A 4764-nucleotide genomic window follows, 5' to 3' on the forward strand; every position below is an offset into this window, starting at 1 on the left:
TTCTTTGTTGATTGGGGGCCGGCGTTGAGCTCCATCTGACCGGCCAGCGCGTCGATCTTGTGGATTCGGGGAGTGGACGAATGAGAGGGCAGCAAATCAGGGCTCACGTCAGCATCTCGAATCTCCTGGTTGCAGGGCATCCGCGTGGTGCTTCGGTCGGCGTCTTGATCTCATTTGCCCCATGGAGTCATCTAACGGCGCATGGCTTCCCCGTTAGCGCGCGTCGTGTGGTCCGAGAGGTGCTTCTTTCATTAAGAGACGAAACCGACCAAAGGCACAACGCGCCGATTGGCGCTCGTAGGGTGTCGCGAGTTGAGGCGTGTGATTCGTGTTCATCTGCGTTCAGCAGTGGTTTACTGGTCGGAGTTGCGAACCACTGATAAACGCTCATTGACGCGAATGACTCTGCTGCGAGGTGACCCACCGGCATTCATCAGGCCTCCGTTTTCAGGGATTCGTTCCTGATGTCACGGTTCGATCGGTGTGCGGTTGGCTCGGCCGAACAGGGCAACCGACCCCTGACGTTCCGGCGAGAAATGGGATGCCTGATTGCCCACGGCGATTGCAATCGAATAAATTGATTTAGCGCGATGCCCGCTCCACCTTTGCCCCCCCCAACCCCTTGACGCATGAACAGGGTGGTCGTCGTCGTTCTGCCATCGAATCGTCAATGGATCGGGATCAATCGCAATGCAATATGACACAGATAAGATCGACGACGCGGTGTTGGCACTTCTCGCGCTGACCCTTCACGACGAGAACGAATTTGGAGCTCGCGCGTGGAAAGGGCACGACTGGGATGTCCTCGGTCGGCTCCACGAGAAAGGGATGATTCACGATCCCGTTGGCAAGGCAAAATCGGTGGCACTGACCCCGGACGGCTTAACCAAGTGCCGTGAACTGTTCGACACTCTATTCGGTCAAGAATGAATGGTGTGAATTGTGCCACGCAGAAATTTGGCGAGCGTCTTGGAGTTGCTAGGCTATGTCCCTCGACCCGGCAAGGGGCGTATGTGGTAGCGGAATTCGCCAAGAATTTCGGCTTTTCCCGTGTGGAATTCTGCAAGTCGAAAGCCTTGGCGGCTTCCGCTACGGGGTTAGAGGCAAAGCCAAGAAGTTGAGGGGAATCCGAAAGGTGCCGCCCGTCAATTCGGGTGGTTTCCCTCATCGGCAGTCGGCCTGCTGATATGATGCGTCCATCACGGCAGTCCGACTGCCAGGAATTCATCATTGGGCGGCTTTGTGGATACCATGGGTACAAAAGGCCAAAAGCGACTGCGTCTTATTCTGGCGGTGGGCGTGCTTCTTATCATCGGGAGCGTCTTCTACATCCGGTTCTTTCTCGTGCGCCCGATTGGAAGCGGCCCTGCCGGACCGCGTGTTGACGCCTCCTACTTCACTCAACCCTGGACGGACCGCCCAGTCAAAGTTGTGGGAATTGGCGACAGTATTACCGCGGGACTCGGGGCTGATACGCCAGACCATTCCTTCTTCAACCGCTTGCTCCGAAACCCTGCCGACGAATTTGACGAAATGCGCAACGTGTGTCTTTCGGCGGTGATTCCGAATCTTGAGTTCGAGAATCTGGCGGTGTCGGGGTCGACGTCTGAACAGCACCTGGATACTATCCGAGAGCGATTGATTCCGCAGAATCCCGATGTTTTCGGTTTGGTGGTGATCACGACCGGCGGGAATGATCTGATTCACAGCTATGGTCGACGACCACCGGAAGAATGTGCGATGTATGGGGCAACTCTTGATCAATCAGCTCCATGGATCGATCGATTCGGGAAACGGCTTGATGCCATCCTGGACACGATCACGGCACGGTTTCCCGGCGGTTGTGAGATCTATCTGGCGAACATCTACGATCCCACCGATGGCGTCGGTGATGCGCCGAGTATCTACTTGCCGCATTGGCCCGATGGACTCGAAATCCATTCACGCTACAACGACGTGATTGCCGCGTGCGCTGCACGTCGACCGAATACGCATGTTGTTCCCTTGTATGCAACGTTTCTCGGCCATGGATCGCATTGTCGCCAGTTTTGGCGGTCGACCTACGACTCAAGCGATCCAACCTATTGGTATTTTCAAAACATTGAAGATCCGAATGACCGCGGATACGACGCGATTCGCCGCGTTTTTTTGAACACGATCGTGAAGAATTCGGCACTGGTGTCATCGTTCGATTCGGTGCACGGTCAACTTGGCGGATGAAGACAAGCCGACGGCTGAAATGGTGACTACGCAGTGTTTGCTGAGTCTAGTAGGATCGATGGACCGCATTTGGCTGGCGGGGTGACGTGTCTGAGGCCCGGAGGGTCGGCAATCACAGTGCCAGCCCGTCGGGCTTCATCCTGACTGTCCAGCGAAGAGCGTGGTGTCAGGGAAGTAAGATTTCCCTTGACCATTCTGAATCGAGTACATTGGCCATCAGGGACGATGGCTCAAGCTGTTGCCGTGGCCGATCGCGCGATCCAAGTGATGCACCGCAGTCGGCGAGTTGAGTTGGTATTTGAGTTCCCGTCGATCAAGGTGACCACAGGCGGTTATTGCTATGAATGAACATCCACGCAAGCCGCTGGAAGCCGGCGACGTGTATCCCGCTCACGTTTTGCGTGATGAATACGGCATGAACGCAAAGAATCGACCGTATTTTAAAGTCGTGGTCGATGACGTGCCGGAACGTCTGCGCAAACTGATTCCACATGTCGAGCGATGGGCAATACCGTGCGATGTCACCCGTGGTGACTATTTTGACCAGCAACCAGAAGAGGACGTCGCAGACTTCTATCACATTGCTCTACCATTTAGGGAACAAATCCGTGCTTGGCTTGACGAGCAACCAGATGATGTATCGGAATGGTCAGATGCCGCCGTGCACTACATGTACTTCTTGAAGGCACATGGTGAAGCCTATCAACCCACCGAAGAAGAAATACAAGCTCGAAACGAGCGTCACGCTCAATGGCAACATCAACGAGCGATGAAATCGGCTGTTGCGGAAGCGGAAGAGTGTTTTCGATCCAAGGACTACGCACGCGTTGTGCAGCTTCTGTCGCCGTTCGAGGACGAGCTTGAAAGAATACAATCCACCAAACTCGCACTCGCCCGAAAAAAGGCAATTACCAATAAGAATTTGACATCGCGTGAATGATCAGCTGTGTCTCTCTCTGATCCCTGTTTGTAGCCGCGACCCGGGGTGCGCTGCGTGACCCCGGGCTGTGTCGTGGCATCGCTTTTCGGTGTAGCAGCCGATCCTCTTGAGACTCATCAAAAGGAGCGGAGTTTTCATTTTGTTGAACAAAAGACGTCGGCTCGCGCGTCAATCCACTCGGAGACACATTCCGCAACGCTTCGTTTGCCTGCGTGGTCTTCAATTGCCTAAAAACGGTCTCTTCTCGTCGTTAAAAGTCGAACTTTCCCTCGCGGTCTATGGAGCCAACGAATGACGCGGTATGTTCTTGCATTCACCATCGCCATGCTCTTCTCTGTTTGCGTGGCCACTGCTCAGGCAGACACTGCACCGGGAGACGCATCAAAAGCGACGCCAGAGGAGAGCACGCTCGCAATGCCGGTGTTTTCCTTGCGTCCCTTGGAACTTCGGAACGGCATCGATAGCGCGAAGTTTGAGGCATTTGTGAAAGATGAATTTGTGAACGCCTTTTCCAAGCCGACTCACGGGATTCGTGCCTTCGTTTTGATAGGAGATCGTGGCAAGGCGAAAGGTCAATACAAGCTGCTGGTCGTCTTCGATTCGAAAACGATTCGCGATAAGTATTTCCCTGTTGAAGATGGTGATGCGGCAGCGTGTCTGCAAGAAGATGCAACGCCCAGTCAGTGCGCTGTCCTTCAGAAGCTTTCGTCACTTTCAGACTTGGGCGAATACTCGGATTTCGCAGCCGTTGGGAAATAGCTTTTTCAGGCGGGCACCGGACGCCGTGGAGACGGATCACCAATCTGATTCACGGCAGGACTGGCGTAGCGTTTTGTCGTTTGCTTGCAAGTCATTCGCCCTTGCTTGCGCCCCGGGATAGTAGCTCGATAGGCCGATGATCCGTCGGATGAGGGGCTACTCCGTTCATCGTGCCTTGTCGATCGCAGCTTATTGTGTCGGCCTTCCAGGCCTGCGTTGGAGTCGCAAACAGGTCCCGGGCCCTGACGGGCCCGGCAAGCACTCTGTCAGCGCTTCGGGCTTTCGCCACCCAACTCGAATTCGCGTGGGACTGAGAAACTGGCACGCTACTCCACGATCCGCTCTAATTCGGCCCTGTGAGCGGCCCACCCGAGGGCTGACAAAGTTCTGATTCACGATCGATCCCCATTGCTCCCCATGCGCGGATCGATCTCCATTGGTTACCCGTAGAAGAGCGTGACACGCGAAATGCCTTCTGACTTTTTCAGCGATCTCCGTGGACCTATTCGACTATTGACCGCCCAGTTCGGACGATCGGGCTGGCGATCAACCTGATAACCGCGAGACCGTTATGGACCGATCACCGCGCCAAAGGCTAATCGACAAGGGTGAGCGTGCCATTGACCGTGCGAGCGACGATGAGGTCATGCTTCCTCCCCGCCCAGCTTGGTACATCCTCGATGCACATCGCTTTCGTCCTCCAATGCCATTCACGGAATCGGAGCTGGAGGAATGGGAAGACGAGCGTACGATTGGGAGGTCGGGATTCGTGCGTCGATGGACTGCTGTATCGACCGTCGTCGTCCCCCTGTTCTCAATCGTAATCTGCCTCGTCATCTACTTTC

At 55.1% G+C, this 4764-nt stretch carries 5 protein-coding genes; all 5 read left to right on the forward strand.

Going from position 1 to position 4764, the window contains the following annotated elements; genetic code table 11:
• The first annotated feature begins 690 nt into the window (after positions 1–690).
• The 5 genes from H1B37_RS32270 (at position 691) to H1B37_RS32285 (ending at position 3919) form a co-directional block, all read left to right on the forward strand.
• Positions 691–930 carry a DUF6429 family protein gene (locus H1B37_RS32270; RefSeq protein WP_182871401.1) on the forward strand — a complete coding sequence of 80 codons (240 nt, stop codon included), beginning with the start codon at positions 691–693 and terminating at the stop codon, positions 928–930.
• A gap of 321 nt (positions 931–1251) precedes the next feature.
• Complete coding sequence (locus tag H1B37_RS32275) at positions 1252–2220, forward strand: SGNH/GDSL hydrolase family protein (RefSeq protein ID WP_182871402.1); 969 nt, start codon at positions 1252–1254, stop codon at positions 2218–2220.
• 225 nt (positions 2221–2445) lie between these two features.
• Positions 2446–2568 carry a hypothetical protein gene (locus H1B37_RS34245; RefSeq protein WP_286178465.1) on the forward strand — a complete coding sequence of 41 codons (123 nt, stop codon included), beginning with the start codon at positions 2446–2448 and terminating at the stop codon, positions 2566–2568.
• A complete protein-coding gene (locus H1B37_RS32280; RefSeq protein WP_182871403.1) occupies positions 2561–3160 on the forward strand; it encodes a hypothetical protein in 600 nt (199 codons plus the stop codon). Before H1B37_RS34245 ends, H1B37_RS32280 begins: the two co-directional genes overlap by 8 nt.
• A gap of 291 nt (positions 3161–3451) precedes the next feature.
• Positions 3452–3919, forward strand: coding sequence for a hypothetical protein (locus tag H1B37_RS32285; protein ID WP_182871404.1), 468 nt, complete (start codon positions 3452–3454; stop codon positions 3917–3919).
• The last annotated feature ends 845 nt before the right edge of the window (positions 3920–4764 follow it).

The organism is Stieleria mannarensis (genome assembly GCF_014154935.1).
Taxonomy (GTDB): Bacteria; Planctomycetota; Planctomycetia; order Pirellulales; family Pirellulaceae; genus Stieleria; species Stieleria mannarensis.